Consider the following 26,237-nt stretch of genomic DNA (forward strand, 5'->3'; position numbering starts at 1 on the left):
GAGCGCCGATGCTAACGGGCGATAGCGCTACTCGCTGGCGCCGGCCGGCGAGTAACCCAGGATCGCCTTGGTCTCCAGGAAGTCCTCGAAGCCTTCTTCGCCCCACTCTCGGCCGTTGCCACTGGTCTTATAGCCACCGAACGGGACCTTGATGTCGAACGCGTGGTTGATCGCGACGGCACCGGCCCGGATCCGCCGCGCCAGAGCCCGCGCCTGGTCCAGGTCGGCTCCCGAGACGTACCCGTAGAGGCCGTAGTCGGTGTCGTTGCCGATCTCGACGGCCTCGTCCAGGTCGTCGTAGCCGAGGATGCACAACACCGGCCCGAAGATCTCCTCGCGCGCGATGGTCATGTCGTTGTTGACGTCGGCGAATACCGTCGGGCGCACGTAGTAGCCCTGGGTCAGCCCCTCGGGGCGGCCCGGTCCGCCGGCGACCACCGTCGCACCCTCGTCGATCCCTTTCTGGATCAGCCCCTGCACCTTGTCGAACTGCATTCGCGAGGCCACCGGTCCGATCGCCGAGCTGTCGGCCAGGTCACCGACCTTGACGCCTTCGGCGGTGGCCCGGGCCACGGCGGCGGCTTCGTTGATCCGGGACTTGGGCACGAGCATGCGGGACGGCGCGTTACAGCTCTGTCCGGAGTTCATCATCATCACCGCGACACCCGCGGCGACGCTCTGGCTGAAGGCCTCGTCGTCGAGCACGATATTCGGGCTCTTTCCGCCGAGTTCCTGGGCCACCCGCTTGACCGTCGGTGCGGCATTGCGCGCCACTTCGATCCCGGCGCGCGTCGAACCGGTGAACGAGACCATGTCGATGCCGGGATGGCTGGACAGGGCTGCGCCGACACCCGGTCCGTCACCGAAGACCATGTTGTACACCCCGGCGGGAAGCCCGGCGGCGTCGATGATTTCGGTGAAGATCTGCCCGGAGAAGGGTGCAACCTCCGACGGCTTGAGCACCATGGTGCAGCCGGCCGCCAACGCCGGGAACACCTTGCAGGCGATCTGGTTTATCGGCCAGTTCCACGGTGTGATCAGACCGCACACCCCGATCGGCTCCTTGACCACCATGCTCTCGCCGCGCTGTTCGTCGAAGCTGTAGTTCTTCAGGACGTCGATGGCGGTCGACAGGTGACCGAGACCCATCATCACCTGCGGCCCGGCGGCCAGCGACGGGGGCGCGCCCATTTCCTCGTGCACCGCGTCGGCGAGATCGCCGGCGCGCTTCTGGTACTGGTCGAGGATGGCCTGCAGCACATCGAGGCGATCTTCACGAGTGGACTGCGACCAGGTGTTGAACGCCTTGCGGGCGCCCTTGACGGCCTTGTCGACGTCGGCGCCGGAGCCGATGGCGATCTTGCCGCCGACCTGCTCGAGTGTGGGGTTGTCGACGTCTAGGGTCCGCAGCTCGACCGGATCAACCCACTGGCCATCGATATAGAACTTCAGATATTCGCGCATGGAAACATCCTCCTCAATCTCGACGGGTTATTGGGTGCCTTCGGCGTACCAGGTCCGGAATCGGTCGTACTTCGGCATCTCCTCGGAGTTCGCCTTCGGATCGATGCACACGTGCACGACACCGACTTTGCCGCTCGCGTAGGCGCGGGCGATCGCCGGGCCAATCTCGGATTCCTTCTCGACGTACTCGCCGTGGCACCCGAAGCCCTCGGCGATCTTGTCCATCCGGACGTCCTTGCTCCAGTGCACGCCGGGCTGTGGGGACGGCTGACTGAACGTGCGCTTGTAGACGCCCACTTCGAGGCCCCACTGATGGTCCACGCCGACCACGCACACCAACGGCAGGTTGAGCCGGGCCGCGGTCTCCAATTCGGCGATGTGGAACAGGAACGCCGAGTCACTGGTCAGCAGCATGACCGGACGCTTGCCGCCCTCGGCGACCGAGGCGCCCACCGCGTACGGCAGGCCTGTGCCCAGGTGTCCGAAGTTCTGGTTCCAGATCACGTCCCGGGGCTTGGTCTGCGAATACGTCCAACCGAAGATGACGGTCGCGCCGCCGTCGCGCACCATGATGCCGTCCTGCGCGCACTCGTCGAATGCCTTGGTGGCTTCGACGACGTAGCGCGCCGGATGGATTGGCGAGCGTCCGGACGGTGCCTCCTCGGCCACCCTGGCAATCTCCGCGGCGTCGGCCGTCACCAGCGCCTTGAGATTGGCCGACGGGGCACGCGGAGTGTCCCGAAGCGCATCGACCAGTTGCGGCACCACGCCACGCAGATCGCCCACCAACGCCACGTCGACAGGCCGGTTGACCCCGATGGCGGTCGGATCCTGCTCGACGTACACCCATTTGCGGGTCGCATTGTTAGCAGCCCAATGCTGAGTTCGGCCGTAGTGCATGGGTTCACCGAGTTCGGTTCCCAGTGCGACGCACAGGTCGGATTCCTCGACGGCCTCGTTGGCGGCCGGGGAGAACAGGTACGGGAACGTCCGGTCCTGCAGGCCCGGGATGAACGACGTGCCGCCGGAGGTCTGGATCACCGGGCAGGCCATCAGCTCGGCCAGTTCCTTGACCTGCTGCTGGGTCCGCGAGGTATGCACGCCGTGGCCCACCAGCAGCACCGGGCTTGTGGCCGCGCGGATCAGCTTGACCGCCTCGGCCACCTCGCGGGCACCGGCGCCCTGGTTGACCAGCCGATAGCTGGACGGCGCGGGGGCGGCCTCGACGTCAAGTTCTTCGAGGATCACGTGCGACGGGAACTCGACGTAGGTCGGCCCCGGCGTGCCCGACATCGCCTTGCGGATCGCCTCGTGGATGATCTCGTCGGTCTGATCGGCGTACTCGATGGAGCTGCTGTACTTCACCGACGCGGCGAAAAGCGGTTCCTGCTGGACGAATTGGATGCGGCCGCGCCGGACCCGGCGCTCGGTGACGCGGGCCCGCTGCCCGCCCAGGAAGATCACCGGTGAGTTCTCGACGAGTGCGCACTGGATCGCGCCGGCGATGTTGGCCATCCCCGGACCGAGTGTGCCGATGCACAGGCCTGGTTTGCCCGTCATCCGCGACGCCGCCTCGGCCATGAAGCCCGCACTCAGCTCGTGGTGCGGCGCCACCACCGACCAGCCGCGTGCGTCGGCCTCGGTTAACATGTGCACGAAGTTCGGGTCCGGAATTCCGAACAATGTGTTGACACCCTCGGCCTCGAACAGGTCGAGAATGCGCTTGTAGACCGGTACACCCATGCGAAACTCCTTGATTGCTTTACAGATAACGTTGGGAAAGCTCTTTGCGATACGACGCAGGCGAACCGAACAGCGAACGGTTCAGCGCGGCCCGCTTCAGGTAGACGTGGATGCCGCTCTCCCACGTATAGCCGATACCACCGTGCAGTTGCATGGCCTTGCCGACGACGTCGACCGCGGCGGCGCACGCGTATGACTTCGCCATCGCCGCTGCGACGCTGGTGTCTGGTTGGTTCTCCGCGACGGCTTGTACTGCGGCACTTACCAGTTGCCGAGAGACAGCGATTGCGACGTGCATATCGGCACAGGCGTGTTTGACAGCCTGGAAGGAGCCGATGGGCCTGCCGAACTGCTCACGCACCTTCACATAGGCAACAGTCGCGGCAAGCATGGCCTCGGCCACCCCGAGACTGTCGCAGGCCACTGCGACGGCCGCCCGGTCACGGACGCGGCGGGCCTGGGCGTGCGGATCCCCAGCGAACCGATGCACGTGCACAACCCCGCCCGCGGTCACGGCGGCCAGCCTGCGCGTCTCGTCCAGGACGGGCCGTGGGGTGACGGTCATGTGCGCCTCGACCACCGTGTCGGCGTCGATCATCAAGATCCGGTCGGCGCCCTGCGCGTCGGGCACAAAATCGAACGGCGCGAAGGCGACGGCCACCCGGGTGGCTCCAGAGGCGATATCGGCCAGCAACCGGTCACGGGTATCGCTGGGCTGCAGGGCATTTACCGCGCCGACGGCCAGCACAGCGCTGCCGAGGAAGCTGTTGGCGCTGGCCGCGCGGCCGATCGCCTCACAGATGACGGCGACCTCGGCAAAGGTCGCCCCGGCGCCGCCGAGGTGTTCGGGCACCTCGAGCCCGGCCCACCCCGCCGAGGCGATCGCCGGCCACGCGACCGACCTGTCCTTGGCGAGCAGGTCACCCGCCACCGCGCGCAGCTCGGCGTGGAATTCGTCGAATTGCCCTGCCATCACACTCTGCCTGATTCTCGCGGTCTCACAAGGCCCCGCTCGGACTCGGCTCGCGCGGCAGGCCGAGGCCACGTTCGGCGATGATGGTGCGCTGGATCTCGCTGGCGCCGCCCGGGATCGTCCATTCCCAGGAGCCGATGAAGTCCAGCAGCCACGATCCGGATTCCCAGCCGCTGGACGCCGGTTTGGTGAGGTGAGTGTGGGCGGCCATACCGCCGATCTCGGTCCCGAAATCGGTCATCCGCTGGAGCAATTCGCTGTAGTACAACTTGACCACCGAGGCCTCGGCCGGTCCGACCGAGCCTGCCTCGCTGTGCTGCACCAACTCGCGGCACAGACCACGGAGGCCGGCGATCTCGATCTCGAACTGCGCCAGCCGGTCGGCGACCAGCGGATCGTCGATTGGCTGGCACTCTTGCACCAGCCAGCGGAAACCCGCATTGCCCAGCCGCTCGGCCAGTTCCAGCATGGTCATGCCCCGTTCGGCGCCGAGCGTGGCCTGCGCGACCTGCCAGCCCTGGTTCTCCGCGCCGATCAGGTTGGCTACCGGGATTTCCACCCCGTCGAGGAAGATCTCGCAGAAGTGCGACTCACCGACGGCATTGCGGATCGGTCGCACGTCGATGCCCGGGCTGCTCATGTCGAGCAGAAAGTAGGAGATACCCTGTCGCTTGGGGGCGTCGGGATCGGTGCGGGCCAGCAGCAAGCACCAGTCCGCGTGTAATCCCCCACTGGCCCAGAGCTTTTGCCCGTCCACGACAAATGTGCCCCCCGCCCGCCGCGCGGTGGTGCGAAGGGCGGCCAGGTCGGATCCGGCCTCGGGTTCGGAGAACCCCTGGACCCAGATCTCGCCGTCGAGGATCGCGGGGAGATGGCGTTGCCGTTGTTCTTCGGTTCCCGCGACCAACAGGGTGGATGCGGCGTGGTGGATGCCGACGAAGGCCAGGACCAGGCGCGGGGCGTCATGGGCGGCCAGTTCGGAGTACAACACGATCTGCTCGTCGACCGGCATACCACCGCCCCACTGCGCCGGCCAGTGCGGCACAGCGAAGCCTGCGGCGTGCAGTTCGGCGAACCAAGCTTTTTGGAACGCCGCAAACTCCTCATCCGTGGCGCCGGTTTGGCTGGCTCGCCAGTCGGTCGGCACGTGCGTCTCGCACCACGCTCGGACTCCCGCCCGAAAGTCGTCCAGGCTCACGCGAACAGCCCTGTCAGCCCCTGCCGGCCGAGTCGGCGCGTCAGGTGATCGCGGGTGGCCGACAGGCCGAACGGAAGCCGGCGTAACGGCTGGCTGTACTTGGACAGCCAGGACAAGGTGGTCTCGTCGCAGAAGCCGACGGCCCCATGCAGCTGGTGGCAGACCCGGAACACGACCTCGGCAGCCTCGATGGCGGCCAGCCTAAGCGCCAGCGCGTCCTCGGTATTGCCGCTCCACAGCGCGTGTTTGGCAAGGACCTCGACACCACTGCGCTCCACTTCCGCATCGGTGAGCTGGAACTGCACCCCCTGGAACGCCGACAACGGCTGGCCGAACTGCTTGCGCAACGTGACGTGGGCAATCGTGAGTTCGATGGCGCGGTCCAGCATGCCGAGTAGGGTCCAGCACGGCAACACCAGGCCGAGTGCCACATCATTCGCACCGTGGGCATCGATCGGTGTCAGCTCCAGCGCGACCGCGAAACCCGGACCCACGGCATTCGTCGGAACCGCCGTGCCGCGGACGCCGTCGAGAGTGACGCTGACCCAGCGGTTTCCGAGACCGGTGACCGCCGCCTCCGGGGCAACGTCGGACACCACCAGCAGCCCGTCGGCGTCGAGGTCGGTCGGTCTTGCCAGCCGTTCGGCCAACGGGTAAGGCAGCGCCCAATAGCCGGCGCTGCGGCACAGCGCGGCCGCCGCCTCGGCCGATTCCGGGTCGGTGCGCACATCGAGTTCGAAGGCGCCCAGGTCGGTCAGCACCGGAGCCACCAGAGCCTCGCGATCACCGGGTTTGGCCTCGGCCTGCTGAATCAACGCATCCCCACCGGCAGCCTCGAAGGCGCGTAAGGCCTGGCGGCCGTATTCGGCGGCGTCGTCGGAAAGTTCGAGGATCATCGGGCTCCCGCCAGCAGGGCACGCGAGAGCAGAATGCGCTGCATTTCGATGCTGCCCGAAGCCACGGTGGCCGATTGCGAGTAGCGCCAGTGATCCTCGACCTCGGCCCGGTAATAGGGGGTGTCCTCGTCGTCGCGGGGCACACAGGCGATGATCTCCATCAACACCTCGGCGCTGTCCTGGTCCAGTTTGGTCACCGCGATGCGGTAGCCCGCGGCATCACCGGGTGCGATGCGCCCGCTGCTCTGCAGTGAGACCACGCGGTAGGCCAGCAGCCGAGCCCGACGGCAGTGCACCAGCATCCGAGCCCAGCGCCCGCGCAGCTCGTCGGGCAGCTGCTCCCACCGGTCGCCGAGTTGCTTGGGCGCCAGGGTCAGGAGTCGTTCGCAACGGGCGTATCTCGCGATGCCGACGCGTTCGAAGGACAGCACGTCCTGCACGATCGACCAGCCACCGTCCAGCGGCCCGAGCAGGTCGGCCTCGGTGACCCGCAACTCGTCGAAGAACACCTCGTTGAGGTGGTGTGGTCCCATCATCGTGCGGATCGGGCGGACCTGGATCGCCGGGTCGTCCATCGGGACCAGGAAGATCGACAAGCCCTGCTGCTTCTTCTCGGCTTTGGTGGTGCGTGCGAGTAGGAAGCACCACTGTGCCATTGTCGCGTACGACGTCCAGATCTTCTGGCCACTGATCCGCCAGCCATCGCCGTCCCGCCGTGCGGTGGTCCGCAACGATGCCAGGTCTGAGCCGGCCTCCGGCTCGGAGAACCCCTGACACCAGATCGCCTCACCGCGGGAGATCGGCGGAAGATGCTGGCGTTGCTGAGCTTCGGTGCCGTAGCGCATCAGCGTCGGCCCCACCCAGTTCACTCCCATGTACTGGGCGCCGCGCGGTTCGTGATGGGCCCACATCTCCTCACGCACCACGGTCTGTTCCCACACCGAGGCGCCGCACCCGCCGAACTCCTGCGGCCAGGCCAGGCAGAGTAGGTCCTCTTCGGCCAGCGTCCGGCAGAACTGTTGCGCGGCTGCCAGATCGGCCGGGTTGTCGGTGAACGCTCCGAGGAAGCCCTCGGGGACATGCTGTTTCACCAGCTCTCGCAGCTGTGCGCGCAACGCCGCAGCGGGCGCGCCCATGTCGAAGTCCAGGCTCATGCGCCGCTCCTCCTCATCGCTGCGCTTTCCACCTCAGCCAGTCCCAGCTCGGCCAGCACGGCGGCGGTGTCGGCACCGAGTTCGGGGGCTGGTCCCGCGATCCGGCCTGGGGTCCGGGAAAACCAGGTCGGCACACCGGGCATCCGGACCGGGCCCTGCGGCGTGGGGACTGTCTCGAAGAAGCCGACGGCGTTGAGCTGTTCATTGTCGAACAATGCCTGCGGCGAATTCAGCGGTGCGGCCGGGATCTCCAGCTCGACGAACAACGTCAGCCACTCCCCGGTGGTGCGTTCGGTCATGGTTTGCGCCACCAGTGAGTAGACGGTGTCGATCTCAGCGGCCCGCGCCGTGAGCGTGGCGTAGCGCTCTTGGTTCCACGCGGGCTGCACGGCATTGATGAATCCGGCCCAATGCTTGTCGTTGTAGATCAGCGCCGAGATGTAGCCGTCCTTGGTCCGATACGGCTTGCGGTTGGGGGCGACCGTCCGGTGATACAGCGCCGGGCCCAGCGGCGGGTCGAACATCGCCCCGTTGGCGTGCTCGACGAGCATGAACGAGGCCATCGTCTCGAACATCGCGACCTCGACCTCCTGACCCTCACCGGTGCGCTCGCGGTGGAAGAGCGCCATCGTCGTCGCGTACACCGCGGTCAGCCCGGCGACCTTGTCCGCCACGATGGTCGCGACATAGTTGGCCTCACCGGTCAATTCGGCCTGCACCGCGGGTAGGCCGCACTCGGCCTGGATGGTGTCGTCGTAGGCGGGGCGGTCGCGGTCGGGCCCGCGCCTGCCGTAGCCGTAGCAGTTGGTGTAGACGATCGCGGGGTTGATGGCGGCGACATCGTCGTAGCCGAACCCGAGCTTGGTGATGGCCTTGGCGCGCATCGAGTGGATGAACACGTCTGCACCGGCGATCAGGGCGCGCAGCGCCGCCCTCCCCTCGTCGGATCGAAGGTCCAGCACCACACTGCGTTTGCCTCGGTTGACGTTGACGAACACCCCGCTCATGCCGGGCGCCGGACCGACCGAGACGTAGCGGGTGTCGTCGCCGGCGGGCGGCTCGATCTTGATGACGTCGGCGCCCATGTCGGCCAAGATCTGGGTGCAGTAGGGGCCCATCACCATCGCGGTGAGGTCGATCACCCGCACTCCGGCCAGCGGGCCCATGCTATTCATGTGCGCCCCTTGCCATCCCGAAGCTGTGGCTGATATGAGCGCGGTGTCCGTCCGGCACCACCGGGAAGATCAGCGGGTTGCTGATATCGCGGATCTCTTCAATGCGGGCGCCAACCTGATCGACGGTCCACTCTGGCTCGTACACGCCGATCGACTCCGCGACCACTACCCGGGCGACCCGGCCCGCTATGGCGGTCAGGATCTCCCCGGTGACCGAGCAGTCCTCGTGGGCCAGCCAGCCGACGACCGGGGCGACGAGGTCGGCACCCATCGGCGGGTAGGCCGACGTGTCCAGACCTTCGGCCATCCTGGTCACCGCGGCAGGGACGATGACGTTGCAGCGCACCCCGTGCTCGGCGCCTTCCAGCGCGACGACATCGGATAGCCCGATCACCCCGGCCTTGGCGGCGGCATAGTTGGCCACCGCGTGGTTGCCATACAGCCCACCGATCGACGACGTCAGCACGACGCGTCCGTAGCCGGCCTGACACATCGCCGGAAACGCGGCTCGCACAACGTGGAACGCGCCGCGCAGGTGGACGTCGAGCACCGCGTCAAAGTCCTCGGCGGCCATCTCTGCCAGCGGCGCGCTTCGCACGATTCCGGCATTGTGGATCAGGATGTCGATCCGGCCATACCGCTGTATTGCCGCCCCGACGATCGCCTGACCGCCGACCGCGGTGGCCACCGACTCCGTCGACGCGATCGCCTCCCCGCCCGCCGCGATGATCTCGTCAACGACCTGCTGGGCCGGCCCGCTGTCGTCACCGTCGCCGGTCAACGTGCCGCCGGGGTCGTTGACCACGACCTTAGCCCCCAGCCGGGCGAGCAGTAATGCGTACTCGCGCCCGAGTCCCCGGCCGGCGCCGGTGACGACGGCGACGCGATCGTCGAATCGTGCTTGTGCCATCTAGTGTCCGAGCTCCAGTCCGTCGAGATCGCCCTTGGCCCGCCATTCGGCGATAAGTTCGTCGAAGGCGTAGAAGCCGGGCGAGTAGAAGTCGCCGAGGAACGATCCGTTGCCTTCTCCGCCGCCTCGGCCCTCGTTGTTGTAATAGCCAGGCGTGCAAGATAGTTCGAACGCCGAGTTATCGATCGAAAGTTCGCGAACGGTCGCCACCCAGGCGTCCTGGCCGTCCCGGCTCGGCTCGACGGTGATCGCTCCGCGCTTCTGCGCCTCGGCGATGATGTAGGCGATGTGCTTGGCCTGCTGCTCGAACATCGCGGTGGTGTTGGCCGAGACGCCACCCTGGATGAACCCGGTGAAGAACTGGTTAGGGAAGCCGCGGCTGGTCATGCCGTGCAGCGTCTGGTAGTTGTCCTTCCAGGATTCGAACAGCGACAGCCCGGCGCGCCCTTCGATGGTGTCGATCGCATAGCGGCGGCTGATCTCCGTGGAGATCTCGAAGCCGCTGGCGAAGACCACGCAATCGACCTCGTACTCAACGCCGTTGGCGATTATCCCCTTCTCGGTCAGCCGCTCCACGCCCTTGGACTCCGCCACATCGATCAGGGTCACGTTTGGCCGGTTGAACGCGGTGAGGTACTCCTCGCTCGAACACGGCCGTTTGCACATGAACCGGTAGTACGGCTTGAGCGCTTCGGCGGTGTCCGGGTCGTCGACAAGGCCTGCGATGCGGCGGCGCAGGCGCTCCATGATCTTGTAGTCTTCCTCTTCCCGGAACGCCATGATCTGCTCGATGCTCACCGACGCGGGGTCCTCGCTGGCCGCGATCCGCGCGGTCAGGTTGCGGCCGAGCTCAGTCCAGAAGTCGCAGACCAGGTCCGGCTCGCCGAACACCACCCCGACGAATGGCGACCAGTTGTGGAAGTTGCGCTTGCGTTCTTCCTGCCAGCCCGGCAGCAGGGAATTTGCCCACTGCGGATCGGTCGGCGTATTGGCCCGTTCGTCGACCGATGACGGTGTGCGCTGGAACACGAAGAGGTGCTGGGCATCTCGGCCCAGGTGCGGCACCAGCTGCACACCGGTGGCCCCGGTGCCGACGAGGGCGACCCTCTTGTCGGCCAGCTTGTCCAGGCCGCCGTTGGCGTCACCGCCGGTGTAGTTGTAATCCCAGCGTGCGGAGTGGAACACATGCCCGCCGGCATTGCGGTAGTTGTTGATACCGGGGATGTTCGGCAGCTTGGGGCGGTTGTATGAGCCCTGCGCCATGACCACGAACCGGGCCCGGATGTCGTCACCGCGATCGGTGCTGATCCGCCAGCGTTTGAGCTCCTCGTCCCAGCGCAGTTCGCGCACCTGCGTGGAGAACAGCGCCCCGTCGTACAGGCCGAAGTGTTTTCCGATATTGCGGCAGTGCTGGAATATCTCGGCGCCGTCGGCGAATTTCTTCGACGGCATGAAGTCGAGTTCTTCGAGCAGCGGGATGTAGCAGTACGCGTCGTTGTCGCATTGGATCCCCGGGAACCGGTTCCAGTACCACACCCCGCCGAAGTCGCCGGCCATCTCGATGACCCGGACACCCTCGACGCCCGCCTTTTTCAGGTACGCCCCGGCCAGCAGTCCGGCGAAACCGCCACCGAGGATCACGACGTCGGCATCTTCGGCGATCGGATCCCGCGCCGTGACCACCGTGTAGGGATCGACCTCGGCGAAGCCGGCGTACTCGCCCTCGAGCTCCAGGTACTGCGCGGAGCCCTCTGGGCGCAGCCGCTTCTCCCGCTCGACGCGGTACTTCTCCCGCAGCGCATCGATATCGACATCGGCGGGCGTCTGGGTGGGGCCGCAGTCCGCGGTCATCGATCGTTCTCCTTTGCTAGCGCGCGGGGTTCCCCGGTGCCCATGTACTTCGACAACTGGTAGTGCAGGTTGACGGTGCTGCGCTCGCGATACGGGTTGGGTTGTGTGCCGGGGAAACCAAAAGATTTCATCCCCTGCTGGACGGCGGCCATATTGGAGAAATCCTGTGGAAGCACGCTGCGCCAGCGCGGATCGCCCACCGGGGTGTACTCCCAGTCCGCCTGCGGCTCGGTGCCTTTGGGGTAGAGCTCGAACACTGACACCTCGAAGATGCACTTGTCCGGGTCATAGCCCGGATCGGGGCGCGCGCCGTAGCACAGCGCACTGGTCAGGCCCTGCCCGATCTGGAAGTTCGGGAACAGCTGCCAGGCGGTTCCGCTCTGACCGAGGATGTCGGCGGGGATCGTCGGCCACACCACGCCCCGGGCCGCGTCGTCGCGCCGCGCCGATGCCAGCCAATGCTCGAGCACCTTGTCGGCCGGGGTGTCCTCGGGCAGTTCGTCGACCAGTCGCAGCGCGGCGTTCACCAGCGTCTGCGTGGTGGTCGCGTTGGTCTCCTCCATCGTGTACACCTGCATCTCCGCGGTGGAGGTCCGCGGATCGCCGGTGCCGAGCCGGATCTTGGACTTGGTTTCGGCCATGTCCTCGGGTGCGTCGTAGCCGATATTGCTATGGCGACCCTGCGCTTTGGCCCAGCCCTTGAACTCACCGAACTTGTTGAACTCGGGATGGGTGGTGAAGACGTGGTACGTCTCGTTGAACGCCTCGAGGGCGACCTTCCAGTTGCAGTCGAAGTGCACCCATTTGCGCCACTTGCAGCGCATGTTCTCCAGCCCGAACGGATCAAGGATCTTCGCTGCCGGAAACAGGTAGTCGGCCAGCGGTTCGCAGTCGGGATCCATATTGATCCACAACCAGCCGCCCCAGGCGTCGACGTTCACCGACCGGAGCCGGGTACTCGCCGGATTCAGCGCACCCTGCCAGTCGGCTTCCTCGCGAATGTGCGTACATGCGCCGTCCAGACCATAGGACCAGCCGTGGAACCCGCAGACGAACGACTTACGGGCCCGGCCGACAGCCTGTTTCGCGCCGGGCGGGGTGTCGACGAGCCGGCGACCCCGGTGCATACAGACGTTGTGGTGCGCGGCAAAGGTGTCCGCGCCCGTCCGCACAACAATGATCGAGTCATCGAGGATGTCGTAGGTCAGATAGCTGCCGACCTCGGGCAGTTCCTCGACCCGGCCGACCTGCTGCCAGACCTTGCGCCACAACTTGTCGCGTTCGGCACGGGCGTACTCCGGCGAGATGTACGCCTCCACACCGATGGTCATCGGCTCCGCGAGCTCTTCGGCACTCTCCAGTTCGCCCATCACCAACTCCTCTCAGGGCCTGCTGATTTCGTTGCGGAAGTCGTCGTCTTTGAGGAACAGTGATGTGTTGTCCGCACCGACGTGACTCCAGCGCAGATCCAGACCCCCGTCGACGAGCAAGGTTTGGCCGGTGATGTAGCTCGAGAGATCCGACAACAGGAACAGGATCGCGCCGGCCTGTTCCGCGGGACGGCCGCGGCGCCCCATCGCGATGGCGGCCTTGTCCCGATCGGGTTCGGAGTCGACGTAGGCGCGTGACGCCGCGGTCTCGGTGACGCCGGGTGCGACGGCGTTGACCCGGATACCGTCGAGCGCGAGCTCCAGCGCCATGGTTCGGGTGGCCGCCACGATCGCCGCCTTGGCGGTGCCATAGGCGATGTGGAACGGCGCAGTGTTCATCCCGCTGATCGACGAGACCGACACGATGGCCCCCGGACCGCCGGCCGAGCGGATCTCGGCGGCTATCGCCTGGCTCATGAAGAACATGGTCTCGAGGTTGGCGGTGAACAGCTCACGCCAATCGGCGCGCCTGACCCGGGTGGCCGGCATCCACGTCGCGGGCGCCGCACCGCCGGCGATGTTGACCAGTCCGTACAGCCGCCCCTCGGTGCGGCGCACCGTGTCGAGAACTGCGGCGATCCCGGCATCGGTGGCGGCATCCGCGGCGACCGGCACGATCGGCAGCCCACCGTCGATCAGCGGGCCGACATGGTGGTCGAGGTTGTCCTGCGAGCGACTGACCGCGACGACGGTGGCGCCGGCCCGGGCCGCCATCTCGGTCACGGTTGTTCCGATGCCGCCGCCTCCGGCGCCCGACACCACCACGATGCGGCCGTCGAGCCTCAGGAGATCGGTCATACCCTGCTTTCGTTCACCGTTTTGTCCGGACAAATATCATGCCTCTACTGAATGGAGAATATGATTCCGCAGCAGTTATAGCACCGTCAAGGGGTGTCGCCAGATCATCTGAGGCTATTGTCTGGACTTAATCTGGTTGGTACGGTCACGCCAATGACATCGCAGCAGGATGGGCGCTTCCCGCTCGCCCGGCCGCCGGTCCTCGCCGAGGGATGGCGGATCGCCCACCGCACCGCGCCCAGCCGATTGTTCGGCGCCAATGGTCTGCGCACCGGCCCCGACGGCCGGGTGTACATCGCCCAGGTCACCGGCAGCCAGATCAGCGCACTCGACGTCGGCACCGGTTCGGTCGACACCGTCAGCGCGAAGGGCGGCGACATCATCGCCCCGGACGACGTCGCGTTCGACGACGCCGGAAACCTCTACGCGACCGAGGTGATGGACGGCCGGGTCAGCGTCCGTGCCGCCGACGGGACCACGCGGGTACTTCGCGATGACCTGCCGTGCGCCAACGGCATCACCGTGCATCGCGGCCGGTTGTTCGTCGGCGAGTGCCGCGACGGCGGCCGGCTACTGGAGCTGGATCCTGCCGGCGGCCAGACGCGCATTCTGCTGGAGAACGTGCCCTCTCCCAACGCCATGGAGGTCGGCCCGGACGGGCTGCTGTATTTCCCGGTCATGGGGGCCAACGAGATCTGGCGCATCGATCCCGACGGCGGCAGTCCGGAAATTGTGGCGACGGGTCTCGGTGTACCCGATGCGGTCAAATTCGATGCGCACGGCTTCCTCGTCTCCACTCAGGTGCACAGCGGTCAGGTGCTGCGAATCAACCCCCGCAACGGGGAGCAGACCGTGTTGGCCAATCTCAATCCGGGACTGGACAACCTGACGTTCATAAAGGGGAGGCTGTTCGTCTCGAACTTCACCGGCGAGATCACCGAGGTCCTTGACGGCCTGCAGACCCGCGCGGCGCTCCCGGGCGGGCTGAACTGGCCACTGGATCTCACGGTCGGACCCGACGGTGAGCTGTACATCGCCGACGGCACGTACTTCTACCTGCTGCGCGCCGACGGCACCCTGCACACCCTCGGCATGCTGTTCAGCCCCGGCTACCCCGGCTTCGTGCGCGGCGTGGCCGCCGCCGGCCCGGGCGAGTTCGTGGTGACGACCTCGGGGGGGCAGGTGGCGCTATTCCGCCCGGCCGACGGCGAAAGTGATGTCCTGGCAGACGGATTGGACCAGCTCTATGGCGTCGCGCTCGGCCCGCGCGGGATCGTGGCTGTCGAACAGGGCACCGGGCGGCTCCTGTCCGTGGACGACGGCCGCACCGAGGTGCTGGCCACCGGCCTGGACACCCCTGTGGGGGTGGCCATCGGACCCGACAGCAACCCGCTGGTCAGCGAGCGCGGCCGAGTAGTCAGGGTGAACGGAGCCGGCACAGAGCCGGTGGTCGACGGATTATGTTGCCCGCAGGGAATTCTGGTCTCCGGCGACCGGCTCTACATCGTCGACGCGGACGCCAAGTCGCTGATCGAGGTGGATCTCGCCAGTGGAGTCCGCACCACCATCGCCAACGGTCTGCCGGTCGGCGCGCCACCCGGGGTTACCCCCAAGCCACTGCGCGGCATGCCGCCATTCTCGGGACCCCAGGGCCCGTTCGCGGGGATCGCCGCCGGGCCCGACGGCACCCTGTACGTCTCGGCGGATTCCGACGGCAGTGTGCTGGCCTTCCAGCGGACGGACTGAGATGACCCACACCGAGTCCGCGGATCACCGCTATATCCAGGTGGCCCGCACCCTGCGCAAGGAGATCGTCGACGGCGTCTACCCCGTCGGGTCACAGCTTCCCACCGAACACGAACTGTGCGAGCGGTTTTCGGTGAGCCGCTACACGGTTCGCGAGGCCCTACGCCGCCTGCGCGAGGACAACCTGGTGTCGTCACGGCCCCGGGCGGGCACGATGGTGGTACCGCGGCCGTCGTCGCACGCCTACGTCCAGGACGTCGTATCGATCAACGACCTGTTGGCCTTCGCCACGGGTGCGCGATTCGCCATCGAATCGATCACCATGGTCACAGTCGATGACGAGCTGGCGCAGCGCAGCGGGCTCACACCCGGTGAACAATGGCTGGCGGTGCGCGGATTCCGCCGAGCCGAGGGTGCCGACGCCCCGGTTTGCCGAACCGAGTACTACATCAACCGTGCATTCGCGGCGGTGGGCCGGATGCTGCAGAACCACACCGGACCGATCTTCCCCCTCATCGAGGATCTGTTCGGGATCAGCATCGTCGAAGTACGCCAGGAGATCTCGGCCGTCCAGGTGGAGGTTGAGCTGGCGGACGCGCTCAAGGTCGAACCGGGCACGCCCGCGCTGGAGATGCAGCGCACATACACGACATCCGACGGCGAGATCGCCCAGGTGACGGTGAACACGCACCCCGGCGCCCGGTTCCGCCATTCGATGACGATGCGACGGGTGAAGGGCTAGCCGGGCGTGCGCACCGCACGGCGGGATTCCGCGTTGGCCGCACAGGCCTACGCCAGCGGATTGTGGGTGAGCCAGACCCTTGCCGACGCATTGGCCGCCGCCGCGCGGGACACCCCAGATCGGGAGGTCCTCATCGACGGTCCGGTGCGCCTGGACTGCGCAACGTTGCACACCCGGGTCACCGAGCTGGCCGGCGCGATGTCAGCCCGCATGACCGCTGGCAGCGTGGTGTCGTTCATGCTGCCCAACTGGCACGAGGCCGCGATCGTCTATCACGCCGCGACACTGGCGGGCATGGTGGCCAATCCGATCCTGCCGTCGCTGCGCGACCACGAGCTGGCCTTCATCCTGGCCGATGCCGACGTCCGGATGATCGTCATCCCCGCGGAGTTCGGCGGCCATGACTACGCGGCGATGCTGCAGCGGGTCACCGCGGCGATGCCGGCGCCGCCCACCGTCGTGGTGGTGCGTGGCGAGCCGCACCCGGGGCAGGTCGCGTTCGACTCGCTCGACTCAGAGCAGCTCACACCGCCGGTGCTCGATCCCGACGCGGTCCGGATGATTCTCTACACCTCCGGGACCACAGGTCGACCGAAAGGTGTTTTACACAGCCACAATTCGATCCACGCACTGATCCGGCAGCTCGGTGAGCACTGGCGGGTCACGCCAGGATCAGTGTCACTGGTGCCCTCCCCCATCGCGCACATCGGCGGTTCGATCTATGCCTTCGAATTCCCGATCCTGCTGAGCACGACCGCGGTACTGATGGATAGCTGGGATCCCGACGCCGCGGTCGCGTTGATGGTCGGTGAGCGGTGCACACACATGGCCGGCGCGACGCCGTTCCTGCAGCATCTTCTCTCCGCCGCCGAGCACGCCGGCACCCGACTCCCATACCTCAAGGTGTTCATCTGCGGCGGCGCCTCGGTGCGGCCGGCGCTGATCCGCAGTGCCGCTGACTATTTCGACAATGCCGTCATCACCCGCGTGTATGGCTCCACCGAAGTCCCCGTCATCACCGTCGGCGCTCTGGGTGATCTCGACCATGCCGCCGACACCGACGGGCGGCCCGGGATCGCCAACGTCGTGATCGCCGGGTCCGGCGGCGCCGGCGAAATCCGAGCCCGCGGACCACAGATGCTGCTGGGCTACCTCCATCCCGAGGACGAGGCCGACGCGTTCGACGCCGACGGTTATTTCCGCACCGGCGATCTCGGCCATTGGGTGGACGGTCATCATCTCGTCGTCACCGGACGGGCCAAGGACATCGTGATCCGAAACGGGGAGAACATCGCGCCCAAGGAGGTCGAGGACGTGCTGCTCGGCCACCCCGGCATTCGTGAGATCGCGATCGTGGGGGTTCCTGATCCCCGCACCGGGGAGCGGGCGTGCGCAGTGGTGGTCGCCGACCGTTTACCGGAGCCCGACGTCACCGATCTACGGGACTTCCTGCAGGCCACCGGTGTCGCGAAATTCAAGTGGCCCGAAGAGGTTGTCGTCTGGGATTCGTTGCCCAAGAACGATGCTGGCAAGGTACTCAAGCATCAGATCCGAGCAAGGTTGGTCGAGACGGATGGGTGATATGCAGGTAGCGGTGGTCACCGGCGCGAGCAGCGGAATCGGGTACGCCTGCGCCACACAACTCGCCGAGATGGGGATGGCCGTGGTCGGCACCGGACGCGACCCCGACCGCCTGACCGCACTGGCCGACGCGATCGGCGATCCCGACCGGGTCGCCACGCTCGCCGTCGACCTCACCGACGTCGACGCCCCGCGACGGATCGTCGACCTTGCGGTGTCCCGCTGGGGCCACATCGACTTTCTCGTGAACAACGCCGGGGTCGGCAGCCCCAAGCCGCTGCACGAGACCGACGACGAGACACTGGATTACTTCCTCGGTGTGATGCTGCGCGCCCCATTCCGACTGGCCCGCGACGTGATTCCACACATGCAGCCGGGTTCGGCGATCATCAACGTCACCTCGACCTTCGCTGTGGTCGGCGGACTGCGCGGCGGGGCCTATTCAGCGGCCAAGGGCGGCCTGACGGCGCTCACCCTGCACATCGCATGTCAGTACGGCGCGCAGGGGATTCGCAGTAACGCGGTCGCGCCCGGGGTGACGGTGACCCCGATGGTCGAGCACCGCCTGGAAGACCCCGGCTTCAAGAAGATGCAGACCGAAATGACCCCGCACACCCGGTTGGGACGGGTCGAGGACATCGCCGGCACGGTGGCGTTCCTGTGTTCCCCCGCAGGCAGTTTCATCAACGGTCAGACGATCGTGGTCGACGGCGGCTGGAGCTCCACCAAGTACCTGTCGGACTTCGCGCTGAACTCGGACTGGGTGCAGCGGTGAACCTGTTCGCCACTCTCGATCAGGCCGCCGCCCGATTCGGTGACCGCGGCGCGGTATACCGCGGCGCGCAGCAGCTGCACACCTGGAGTCAGCTGCGGGAGCGTGCGCTGCGGCTGGCCGCGTCGTTGCGGTGTACCTACGCGCCGGGGCAGCGGATTGCGATCGCCAGCGAGAACCGGGCCGAGATCGTCGAATTGTTCTACGCGGTGTGGGCTGCCGAATGTGTCGTCGTCCCGGTCAACTTCAAGTTGCATCCCCGCGAGATGGTGCAGATCCTCGAAGACTCCGGTGCGGCAACGGTATTCGCATCACCGAAGATTGCAGTGGAGCTGACGCCCCAGTCGCCGGTCGTCGTCGAGCTGATCGGCGGCCCGGACTACGAACAGCTTTTCGCCGCGTCACCGCTGGCGCCCCCCGCGACGGACCCGTTGGCGCTGGCCTGGCTGTTCTACACCAGCGGCACCACCGGTCGGTCCAAGGGCGCGATGCTCTCGCATCGCAACCTGACCGCGATGACCGTGGCACATCTGGCCGACATCGACTCCCCCGACGAGAACTGCAGCCTGTTGCACGCCGCACCGATGTCGCACGGGTCGGGGCTCTACATCGCGCCCTACGTGCTGCGCGGCGCCCGCCAGGTGGTGCCCGCATCGGGCGCGTTCGACCCCGACGAGTTCCTCGACCTCTGCGATCTGCATCCAGGATCGTCAGCCTTCCTGGCGCCCACCATGATTGCGCGCCTCGTCGGGACCGGGCGCAACGCGCCAGCCGCGCTGCGCACGATCGTCTACGGCGGCGGCCCGATGTACGTCGACGGCCTCAAGAAGGCGATGGCGGCGTTCGGGCCCATCTTCGCCCAGATCTATGGCCAGGGCGAAGCACCGATGACCATCACCGGATTGCGGCGTGCCGACCACGATTCGGCCGCCGACGCGATCCTCGGCTCGGTGGGCTATCCACGTGCCGGGGTCGAGGTGGCGGTACTGGGCCAGGACGGCACGCCCGTCGAGCCGGGCCAGATCGGCGAGATCGTCTGCCGCGGCGATGTAGTGATGTCCGGGTACTGGAACAACGCCGACGCAACCCGCGACACCATCAAGGATGGCTGGCTCTACACCGGTGACATGGGTTCGTATGACCGGCACGGCTATTTGACCCTGCGGGATCGCTCCAAGGATGTGGTGATCAGCGGCGGCAGCAATATCTATCCACGCGAGGTCGAGGAGGCACTGCTGGAGCATCCGGACGTGGCCGAGGCCTGCGTGGTGGGCGCACCCGATGCCGAGTGGGGCGAGGTCGTCGTGGCCTTCATCGTCGGCTCCGCGGCCGGCGATGCGCTCGACGCTCACTTGCTGGATCGGATCGCCCGTTTCAAGCGTCCCAAGCGCTACGTCGTCGTCGACGAGCTGCCGAAGAACAGCTACGGCAAGGTGCTCAAGCGTGAATTGCGCGCCCGGCTCGGGTAACGACATTCTCCTCTGCATAGAATGCCGCTATGTCCACCGATTACCGCTTCCTCACCTACGAGGACCTCGATGACGGCCGCATCGCGCGCATCATGCTCAACCGGCCCGAGGCGCGCAACGCTCAGAACCGCGGCCTGCTGGTAGAGCTCAACGAGGCGTTTCTGCGGGCCGAGGCCGACGATAACGTCCGGGTCGTCATCCTGGGCGGTCACGGCCCGATGTTCTCCTCCGGGCACGATCTCGGATCCGCGGTGTCGCGGGCCGAGCACACTCCCGGACCTGACCAGCACCCGAGCTTCCAGGTGAACGGCGCCACCCGGGAGGGTGCGGAGAGCCTGATGCTGCAGGAGTGGCATCACTTTTTCGCCAACACCCGCCGCTGGCGCGACCTGCGCAAGATCACCGTCGCGCAGGTGCACGGTGACGTCTACGCCGCCGCGCTGATGCTGATGTGGGCGTGTGACCTGATCGTGGCTGCCGAGGGCACCCGCTTCGCCGACGTCGTCGGTGCGCGGTTGGGCATGTGCGGTGTCGAGTACTTCGCCCACCCATGGGAGTTCGGCCCCCGCAAGACCAAGGAGCTGATGCTCACCGGTGACGCGATGACGGTCGACGAGGCCTATCAGCTGGGCATGATCTCGAAGGTGTTCCCGCAGGACGAACTCGCCGACAAGACCCTGGAGTTCGCCCGCCGGATCGCCGAGGTGCCGACCATGGCGGCGCTGCTGGCCAAGGAAGCGGTCAACCAGACGGTCGACAACATGGGCTTCTACAACGCGCTGAACGCCTGCTTCACCCTGCACCAGCTCAATCACTCGCACTGGGCGCAGGTGCACGAGAACGGCTGGCCGGTGGGCCTGGAGCAGGACGGCCTGCCGAACTGGAAGACCGCTCCGCCCATTGTGCCTGCCGTCAAGGACCAGGTTCGCGCCGAGAGCTGATCCCGCCTGATTCTTGTCATCCGAGCGCGATCACGGCAAAGCACCGTTTTCAGCTCACCTGAATCGATCAAGTCATTACATACGTGTCACGGCCACTCCCAGGCCGTTGACGGGGCCCACCTCACCTGTGCGGCCGTTGACAATCTCGATTTGTCTAAACACCCTGGTATGGCGTTTAATTCGCAGAACGCGCAAAGGTGAATCTCCCGATTCCCTTCTGATTTCTCAGCGCAACTGTTAATTGCGCCACACCGTTTTGCGAAACGTGTTGGAAAGCACAGGCTTTGGTATGCGCGCAAATTAATTGTTAGTTTCGGCCACATGTTTGCAATCGCGACGCTGATGACTCTGATCAGTCAGGTGTCAGGCACGCCGTACATCCCCGGTGGGGACAGTCCGGCTGGCACCGACTGCTCAGGGCTGGCCTCCTGGGTGTCCAATGCGGCCACCGGCAGGCCGGTTTACGGCAGCCGGTTCCACACCGGCAACGAGGAAGCTGCCCTCCTCGCGCGCGGGTTCCACTACGGAACCGCGCCCAACTCGCTCGTGATCGGCTGGAACGGCGTACACACCGCTGTCACGCTGCCCGACGGCACTCCGGTGTCCAGCGGCGAGGGTGGCGGCGTGCGGATCGGCGGTGGCGGCGCCTACCAGCCGCAGTTCACCCACCACATGTACCTGCCGATGCCCGCCGAGGAGATGACAGATCCGCTGGCACCGCCGACACCCGGCGTCCCGGATGCTCCCCCGCCGGACGCACCGGTGTTCGTCGACGCTGCGGTGGACGCGCCACCGCCCGGAGATCAGCTGCCACCGCCTGCCGGTGACATCGTGCCTGTCGGAGCCGAAATGGCGCCGCCGCCAGTAGATCCCGCTCCCCAACCCGCCTAGCAGCCCCGCCACCCGTGCGGCTGGCTCGTCGTCAAAAGCCTTGCGGCACTCAGGCTTGCTCGTCGAGCATCAATGCCTCCTCCGGGCAGGCAGCCACGCCGTCCCGGGCGCGCTGTTCGTCCCCGGGCGCGACGTCATGATCGGCGAGGATCGAATAACCCATATCGTCGATCGGGAACAGCTCGGGGTCGACGGCATAGCACTGTGCATGGCCCACGCATCTGGACCTTTCGAGACGGACGCGCATCGAATCAGGCTAACCGCGATGGTCAGGGGTTGATGGTGTTCTCGCCGACCTGACGTCCCCACACGTATTCGGTGAGCAATGGCTGGCCCAGTTCGAAGTGGTTGTACGGCGCCAGCGAAGCACCGTCGTCGACCACGAGATAGGGCGCCGGCCAGAAGCTCTTGTCGACCTTCTGCCAACATCCCGGCGCGCCGCCGGGCCCGCCCCGGCCGTTGGTTCGCGGCAGATTGTCCGGATAGACATAGGGATTGGGGGCGCCCAGGATCTCGGTCATCGTGCTCAGCGAGTATCCGTTGCCACCGAAGGCATCCAGCGCCGCTGGTGATGCCTCGGCGATGTTGCGGAGGCTGCAGTAGAGCTCCGGGCTATACGTGTCGAGCAGGCGGCTGCTGGGCACCAAGTCGGCCATCGCGCGCACGAAATAAGGGCTACCCCGCTCGACGATGTCGGCACCCGTGTTGCCGAATCCGATGGAGGCCAACAGTGCGGCGTCGATATCCTTCTGCTGTGCGTTGAGCGAGTGCGCGGTGATGGCCAGGTTGTCGAGCGCGCTCCACAGGTCCGGGCTGGCCTTGGTGTAGACATCAGCCAGCTCAGACAGCCCCTGGATATCGCGGCGGAGCTGCGGCATCTGTGGGTTGACGTCGTCGAGGACCGCGTTGCCGTTGACCAACGACTGCCCGAACTTAGTGCCCAGTCCGCTCAGTGCCTCAGCAGTCGCTGACAGCGTCACATTGAGCTTGATCGGGTCCACCTTCTCGGCGATCGAGGTGACCGTCTCGAAAAGCGTGTTGAACTCCGTGGTGACCGAGGACGCGTCGATGACATCGGAACTGGTCAGCCGCTGCGCGTCCGGGTCTTTCGGTGTCGACAACGCCACATACTTGTTGCCGAACACCGTGCTGGCTTTGATATCCGCGTGCACGTTGGCCGGCATGCTGGTCAGGTAGCGGGGGTCGACATCAAGCGTCACCTTCGCAATCGTCTTTCCATCGCGCTCGGCAGAGGCGACTTTGCCGACCCGGCCGATGATCACCCCGTTGTAGGTGACCTTCGAACCCGCATCCATCACCAGGCCCGCCCGGTCGGAGACCATGGTCAGCGTCGCCCGCGGTGACAGGTCGCCGCGAAATTGCAGATAGATCAGCGAGACGACGCCGACGATGAGGACCAGGAACAGAATGCCCGCGGTTTTGAGCGGGGGCCGGTCGCGGCGCCGGCTCACCGCGACGCCCAACTGTCAGGGTCCCGATCCTGCGGCCAACCGCCGGGCATGTCGCTTCCTCCTTGGCCCCCACCCCGAGCGAAAAGGACTCCCGTCACACTGACCCGGGGCCAGTGAGGCGGACCACAGGAATGTACCCGATTTCGCAACCAGCGTGAATGGCATCGGCGCAATTCGCCGCAATGGCGATAGCAGAAATTCACTATCACTGTCGTCAATAATTCAGGGAGCATCCCCAGTGACGGAAAGCGCTGAACCGCAGCCGATTCTGAGTCGGTATCGCAATTCCTCCATCGACCGCCCGAATTGACGCCCCCATGGTCCGTCGTATTTGCTGGTTGCCCGACTCCCCTCGCATTGGACTCGAGCCGGTGGCCGGTGAATGGCAATGCCGACGGTGAGGGTGCGCCAAACCCACTCCAGCCGGAGGTGGAGTCGGGATAATCGAGATCGCCGCCCGGGCGTTGTCGCCGGCGGGAACCAGCTCAGCGAGGAGCGTGAGATTCATGTCCATCATCGAAGCGGACGCCGCGACCCAGTCACCGTTCGAACGTGAGGTCGCCGAGACACAGCGGTACTTCGACAGTCCGCGGTTCGAGGGGATCACTCGGCTCTACACCGCACGACAGGTCGTCGAACAGCGCGGCACGATCCCGGTCGACCACACCGTCGCGCGCGAGGCGTCCACGGCATTCCACAAGCGTCTGCGCGAGCTCTTCGCGGCCAAGAAGAGCATCACTACCTTCGGCCCGTACTCACCGGGCCAGGCGGTGACCATGAAGCGGATGGGTATCGAGGGCATCTACCTGGGCGGCTGGGCGACATCGGCCAAGGGGTCGACCACCGAGGACCCCGGCCCCGACCTCGCCAGCTACCCGTTGAGCCAGGTGCCCGACGAAGCCGCCGGGCTGGTGCGCGCACTGCTGACCGCCGACCGCAACCAGCAGTATCTGCGCCTGCAAATGACCCCGGAACAACGCGCAGCGCAGCCCGCTGTCGACTACCGCCCGTTCATCATCGCCGACGCCGACACCGGGCACGGTGGAGATCCGCACGTGCGCAACCTGATTCGACGTTTTGTGGAGGCCGGAGTGGCCGGCTACCACATCGAGGACCAGAGACCCGGCACCAAGAAATGCGGACATCAGGGCGGCAAGGTGCTGGTGCCGTCCGACGAACAGCTCAAGCGCCTCAACACCGCTCGCTTCCAACTCGACATCATGGGTGTGCCAGGCATCATCGTGGCCCGTACCGATGCCGAGGCGGCCAACCTGATCGACAGCCGGGCCGACGAGCGGGATCAGCCGTTCGTGCTCGGGGCTACCAATCTCAAGGTTCCGCCGTACAAGTCCTGCTTCCTGGCGATGGTGCGCGGGTTCTACGAGGCGGGCGTCACCGAGCTCAATGGGCATCTGCTCTACGCGCTGCCCGACGGCGAGTACGCGGTGGCCGATGCGTGGCTGCAACGGCAGGGCATCGTCGATCTGATCGCCGCTCAGGCCGCCGCCTGGCGTGACGGCCAGGAGCGTTCGCTGGACGCCCTGTTCGACAAGGTCGAGTCGAAGTTCATCGACGCCTGGCAGGACGACGCCGGGCTGGAGACCTATGGCGACGCGGTGGCCGAGCTCCTGAAGTTCCGCGAAGGCGAGGGCGAGCCGCACGAGATGAGCGCCGCGGATTGGCGTGCGTTCGCCAAGACCGCATCGCTGTACGCCGCCCGGGAGAAGGCCCGCGAGTTGGGCGTCGACGCTCCGTGGGATCCCGAGCGCGCCAAGACGCCCGAGGGCTACTACCAGGTCCGCGGCGGCATCCCGTATGCGATCGCGAAATCCCTTGCGGCAGCGCCGTTTGCAGATCTTCTCTGGATGGAGACCAAGACCGCCGACCTTGCCGACGCCCGCGAGTTCGCCGAAGCCGTCCACGCGGTGCATTCGGACAAGATGCTGGCCTACAACCTGTCCCCCTCGTTCAACTGGGATACCACCGGGATGACCGACGAGGAGATGCGCGCCTTCCCTGAAGAACTGGCCAAGATGGGCTTCGTCTTCAATTTCATGACCTACGGCGGTCACCAGATCGACGGCGTCGCGGCCGAGGAGTTCGCCACTGCCCTGCGCCAGGACGGCATGCTGGCGCTGGCACGCCTGCAGCGCAAGATGCGGCTGGTCGAATCCCCCTACCGCACACCGCAAACACTGGTGGGTGGTCCGCGCAGCGATGCGGCGTTGGCGGCGTCTTCGGGCCGCACCGCGACCACAAAATCGATGGGCAAGGGCTCCACGCAGCACCAGCATCTGGTGCAGACCGAAGTGCCCAAGAAGCTTCTCGAAGAGTGGCTGGCGCTCTGGAGCGAGCACTATCAGCTCGGCGAGAAGCTACGGGTTCAGCTGCGGCCACGGCGGGCCGGCGGCGAGGTCCTCGAGCTCGGTATCTACGGCGCCAGGGAGGACGGCGGCGAAGAGGAGCTGTTGGCCAATGTGCTTGTCGACCCGATCAAGGACCGGCACGGCCGCAGCATCCTGACCGTGCGCGACCAGAACACCTTCGCCGAGAAGTTGCGCCAGAAGCGCCTCATGACGTTGATCCACCTGTGGATGGTCCACCGGTTCAAGGCCGATGCGGTGTATTACGTGACGCCCACCGAGGACAACATCTATCAGGCCGACAAGATGAAGGCGCACGGCATTTTCAGCAATGTCCACAAGGACGTCGGTGAGATCATCGTCGCCGACGTCAACCACGACCGGATCACCGAGCTGCTGGAGCCCGACCGGGCCGCGCTCAAGCGGCTGATCGCCAAAGAGGACTGAAGCCGCGCCCAACGTCGAGTTGTTGTCGTCGAATCGGCATTTTCGCGGCCACAACTCGACGCTCACGGGATTTTCTGGTGCCCGGCTGAAGTTCGCTGACGCGCAAGGAGCGAACTGAAAGACCGACGGTATCGGTACGGATTCGGTTGGGTGAACACGAGATGAACACCCAGTTCAGCGAGCATATGTCGGATTGATTCCGGCCCTGACGGCAGGCGGCG

Annotated in this window: 21 protein-coding genes; 8 read left to right on the forward strand and 13 right to left on the reverse strand. The window is 66.3% G+C overall.

What is annotated here, in order from left to right; genetic code table 11:
* Window positions 1–27: 27 nt before the first annotated feature.
* The 11 genes from G6N38_RS26920 to G6N38_RS26970 are packed head-to-tail and all read right to left on the reverse strand — an operon-like array spanning window position 28 to window position 13,592.
* Window positions 28–1,464 (reverse strand): aldehyde dehydrogenase family protein, encoded by a 1,437-nt coding sequence (locus G6N38_RS26920; protein ID WP_163751165.1) that lies wholly within the window; start codon window positions 1,462–1,464, stop codon window positions 28–30.
* A gap of 27 nt (window positions 1,465–1,491) precedes the next feature.
* A complete protein-coding gene (locus G6N38_RS26925; protein WP_163751166.1) occupies window positions 1,492–3,207 on the reverse strand; it encodes a thiamine pyrophosphate-binding protein in 1,716 nt (571 codons plus the stop codon).
* 19 nt (window positions 3,208–3,226) lie between these two features.
* Window positions 3,227–4,180 (reverse strand): acyl-CoA dehydrogenase family protein, encoded by a 954-nt coding sequence (locus G6N38_RS26930; protein ID WP_163751167.1) that lies wholly within the window; start codon window positions 4,178–4,180, stop codon window positions 3,227–3,229.
* Window positions 4,181–4,205: 25 nt separating this feature from the next.
* Window positions 4,206–5,378 carry an acyl-CoA dehydrogenase family protein gene (locus G6N38_RS26935; protein WP_163751168.1) on the reverse strand — a complete coding sequence of 391 codons (1,173 nt, stop codon included), beginning with the start codon at window positions 5,376–5,378 and terminating at the stop codon, window positions 4,206–4,208.
* Window positions 5,375–6,274, reverse strand: a complete 900-nt coding sequence (locus tag G6N38_RS26940) for an acyl-CoA dehydrogenase family protein (RefSeq protein WP_163751169.1) — start codon at window positions 6,272–6,274, stop codon at window positions 5,375–5,377. The genes G6N38_RS26935 and G6N38_RS26940 overlap by 4 nt, the downstream gene beginning before the upstream one ends.
* Window positions 6,271–7,428, reverse strand: a complete 1,158-nt coding sequence (locus G6N38_RS26945; protein WP_163751170.1) for an acyl-CoA dehydrogenase family protein — start codon at window positions 7,426–7,428, stop codon at window positions 6,271–6,273. The genes G6N38_RS26940 and G6N38_RS26945 overlap by 4 nt, the downstream gene beginning before the upstream one ends.
* Window positions 7,425–8,603, reverse strand: a complete 1,179-nt coding sequence (locus G6N38_RS26950; RefSeq protein ID WP_163751171.1) for a CaiB/BaiF CoA transferase family protein — start codon at window positions 8,601–8,603, stop codon at window positions 7,425–7,427. The genes G6N38_RS26945 and G6N38_RS26950 overlap by 4 nt, the downstream gene beginning before the upstream one ends.
* Complete coding sequence (locus G6N38_RS26955; RefSeq protein WP_163751172.1) at window positions 8,596–9,513, reverse strand: SDR family NAD(P)-dependent oxidoreductase; 918 nt, start codon at window positions 9,511–9,513, stop codon at window positions 8,596–8,598. Before G6N38_RS26955 ends, G6N38_RS26950 begins: the two co-directional genes overlap by 8 nt.
* On the reverse strand, window positions 9,514–11,364 hold the full coding sequence (locus G6N38_RS26960; protein WP_163751173.1) for a flavin-containing monooxygenase: 1,851 nt from the start codon (window positions 11,362–11,364) through the stop codon (window positions 9,514–9,516).
* Window positions 11,361–12,734, reverse strand: a complete 1,374-nt coding sequence (locus G6N38_RS26965; RefSeq protein ID WP_163751174.1) for an aromatic ring-hydroxylating oxygenase subunit alpha — start codon at window positions 12,732–12,734, stop codon at window positions 11,361–11,363. Before G6N38_RS26965 ends, G6N38_RS26960 begins: the two co-directional genes overlap by 4 nt.
* A gap of 12 nt (window positions 12,735–12,746) precedes the next feature.
* Window positions 12,747–13,592 (reverse strand): SDR family NAD(P)-dependent oxidoreductase, encoded by an 846-nt coding sequence (locus G6N38_RS26970; protein WP_163751175.1) that lies wholly within the window; start codon window positions 13,590–13,592, stop codon window positions 12,747–12,749.
* 153 nt (window positions 13,593–13,745) lie between these two features.
* On the opposite strand from G6N38_RS26970, the gene G6N38_RS26975 reads away from it, so the two are divergent.
* From G6N38_RS26975 to G6N38_RS27005, 7 genes are all read left to right on the forward strand, one after another.
* Window positions 13,746–15,338, forward strand: coding sequence for an SMP-30/gluconolactonase/LRE family protein (locus tag G6N38_RS26975; protein ID WP_163751176.1), 1,593 nt, complete (start codon window positions 13,746–13,748; stop codon window positions 15,336–15,338).
* Between the two features lies 1 nt (window position 15,339).
* Complete coding sequence (locus G6N38_RS26980; protein WP_163751177.1) at window positions 15,340–16,080, forward strand: GntR family transcriptional regulator; 741 nt, start codon at window positions 15,340–15,342, stop codon at window positions 16,078–16,080.
* A 6-nt stretch (window positions 16,081–16,086) separates the two neighbouring features.
* Complete coding sequence (locus G6N38_RS26985) at window positions 16,087–17,661, forward strand: AMP-binding protein (RefSeq protein WP_163751178.1); 1,575 nt, start codon at window positions 16,087–16,089, stop codon at window positions 17,659–17,661.
* Window positions 17,654–18,436 carry an SDR family NAD(P)-dependent oxidoreductase gene (locus G6N38_RS26990; protein ID WP_179968453.1) on the forward strand — a complete coding sequence of 261 codons (783 nt, stop codon included), beginning with the start codon at window positions 17,654–17,656 and terminating at the stop codon, window positions 18,434–18,436. The genes G6N38_RS26985 and G6N38_RS26990 overlap by 8 nt, the downstream gene beginning before the upstream one ends.
* A complete protein-coding gene (locus G6N38_RS26995; RefSeq protein WP_407662832.1) occupies window positions 18,433–19,902 on the forward strand; it encodes an AMP-binding protein in 1,470 nt (489 codons plus the stop codon). Before G6N38_RS26990 ends, G6N38_RS26995 begins: the two co-directional genes overlap by 4 nt.
* 29 nt (window positions 19,903–19,931) lie before the next feature.
* Window positions 19,932–20,843, forward strand: coding sequence for an enoyl-CoA hydratase (locus G6N38_RS27000; RefSeq protein WP_163751179.1), 912 nt, complete (start codon window positions 19,932–19,934; stop codon window positions 20,841–20,843).
* 321 nt (window positions 20,844–21,164) lie between these two features.
* Window positions 21,165–21,734 (forward strand): C40 family peptidase, encoded by a 570-nt coding sequence (locus G6N38_RS27005; protein ID WP_163751180.1) that lies wholly within the window; start codon window positions 21,165–21,167, stop codon window positions 21,732–21,734.
* 49 nt (window positions 21,735–21,783) lie between these two features.
* On the opposite strand, the gene G6N38_RS27010 is transcribed toward G6N38_RS27005, so the two are convergent.
* The gene (locus tag G6N38_RS27010; RefSeq protein WP_163751181.1) at window positions 21,784–21,981 is read right to left on the reverse strand and encodes a ferredoxin FdxE; all 198 of its coding nucleotides are present in this window, start codon (window positions 21,979–21,981) and stop codon (window positions 21,784–21,786) included.
* A gap of 22 nt (window positions 21,982–22,003) precedes the next feature.
* Window positions 22,004–23,218 (reverse strand): MCE family protein, encoded by a 1,215-nt coding sequence (locus G6N38_RS27015; protein ID WP_163751182.1) that lies wholly within the window; start codon window positions 23,216–23,218, stop codon window positions 22,004–22,006.
* A gap of 494 nt (window positions 23,219–23,712) precedes the next feature.
* On the opposite strand from G6N38_RS27015, the gene aceA reads away from it, so the two are divergent.
* Window positions 23,713–26,016: an isocitrate lyase ICL2 gene (gene aceA / locus G6N38_RS27020; protein WP_163751183.1), complete on the forward strand. Its 2,304-nt coding sequence runs from the start codon at window positions 23,713–23,715 to the stop codon at window positions 26,014–26,016.
* The last annotated feature ends 221 nt before the right edge of the window (window positions 26,017–26,237 follow it).

Origin of the sequence: Mycolicibacterium helvum, assembly GCF_010731895.1 — a bacterium.
GTDB lineage: Bacteria > Actinomycetota > Actinomycetes > Mycobacteriales > Mycobacteriaceae > Mycobacterium > Mycobacterium helvum.

Bases quoted from the DNA above. Each gene is read 5' to 3' on its own strand.
- G6N38_RS26920 (WP_163751165.1), bottom strand. From the start codon at position 1,464: ATGCGCGAATATCTGAAGTTCTATATCGATGGCCAGTGGGTTGATCCG.
- G6N38_RS26925 (WP_163751166.1), bottom strand. From the start codon at position 3,207: ATGGGTGTACCGGTCTACAAGCGCATTCTCGACCTGTTCGAGGCCGAG.
- G6N38_RS26930 (WP_163751167.1), bottom strand. From the start codon at position 4,180: ATGGCAGGGCAATTCGACGAATTCCACGCCGAGCTGCGCGCGGTGGCG.
- G6N38_RS26940 (WP_163751169.1), bottom strand. From the start codon at position 6,274: ATGATCCTCGAACTTTCCGACGACGCCGCCGAATACGGCCGCCAGGCC.
- G6N38_RS26945 (WP_163751170.1), bottom strand. From the start codon at position 7,428: ATGAGCCTGGACTTCGACATGGGCGCGCCCGCTGCGGCGTTGCGCGCA.
- G6N38_RS26950 (WP_163751171.1), bottom strand. From the start codon at position 8,603: ATGAATAGCATGGGCCCGCTGGCCGGAGTGCGGGTGATCGACCTCACC.
- G6N38_RS26955 (WP_163751172.1), bottom strand. From the start codon at position 9,513: ATGGCACAAGCACGATTCGACGATCGCGTCGCCGTCGTCACCGGCGCC.
- G6N38_RS26960 (WP_163751173.1), bottom strand. From the start codon at position 11,364: ATGACCGCGGACTGCGGCCCCACCCAGACGCCCGCCGATGTCGATATC.
- G6N38_RS26965 (WP_163751174.1), bottom strand. From the start codon at position 12,734: ATGGGCGAACTGGAGAGTGCCGAAGAGCTCGCGGAGCCGATGACCATC.
- G6N38_RS26970 (WP_163751175.1), bottom strand. From the start codon at position 13,592: ATGACCGATCTCCTGAGGCTCGACGGCCGCATCGTGGTGGTGTCGGGC.
- G6N38_RS26975 (WP_163751176.1), top strand. From the start codon at position 13,746: ATGACATCGCAGCAGGATGGGCGCTTCCCGCTCGCCCGGCCGCCGGTC.
- G6N38_RS26980 (WP_163751177.1), top strand. From the start codon at position 15,340: ATGACCCACACCGAGTCCGCGGATCACCGCTATATCCAGGTGGCCCGC.
- G6N38_RS26990 (WP_179968453.1), top strand. From the start codon at position 17,654: ATGGGTGATATGCAGGTAGCGGTGGTCACCGGCGCGAGCAGCGGAATC.
- G6N38_RS27000 (WP_163751179.1), top strand. From the start codon at position 19,932: ATGTCCACCGATTACCGCTTCCTCACCTACGAGGACCTCGATGACGGC.
- G6N38_RS27005 (WP_163751180.1), top strand. From the start codon at position 21,165: ATGTTTGCAATCGCGACGCTGATGACTCTGATCAGTCAGGTGTCAGGC.
- G6N38_RS27010 (WP_163751181.1), bottom strand. From the start codon at position 21,981: ATGCGCGTCCGTCTCGAAAGGTCCAGATGCGTGGGCCATGCACAGTGC.
- aceA (WP_163751183.1), top strand. From the start codon at position 23,713: ATGTCCATCATCGAAGCGGACGCCGCGACCCAGTCACCGTTCGAACGT.